The 339-nt window shown below is 60.8% G+C and carries 1 protein-coding gene; it reads left to right on the forward strand.

The window, feature by feature from the left end:
• The coding region (locus tag EIP75_RS23955; protein WP_158622977.1) for an ATP-binding protein at positions 1-339 on the forward strand (339 nt) is incomplete at both ends.

Genomic DNA, 339 nt, shown 5'->3' on the forward strand with positions numbered 1-339 from the left:
CACCTGGCCACGGCCATTGGTGTGGCTGGCATCACCAAGCATGGCAGACGTGTGCGTTTTTACTCCACGGTGGACCTGGTCAACGCCCTGGAGCAAGAAAAGGCGCAAGGCAAGGCCGGGCGCATCGCAGCGAGCTTGCTGCGCTTGGACCTGGTGATCCTCGATGAGTTGGGCTACCTGCCGTTTAGTCAGGCGGGTGGTGCGCTGTTGTTCCACCTGCTCAGCCGGTTGTATGAGCACACCAGTGTGATGATCACCACGAATCTGGACTTCGCGGAATGGTCGCGCGTCTTTGGTGATGCCAAGATGACCACGGCGCTGCTGGACCGGCTCACGCAC

The organism is Aquabacterium soli (assembly GCF_003933735.1).
In the GTDB taxonomy this organism is placed as follows: domain Bacteria; phylum Pseudomonadota; class Gammaproteobacteria; order Burkholderiales; family Burkholderiaceae_C; genus Aquabacterium; species Aquabacterium soli.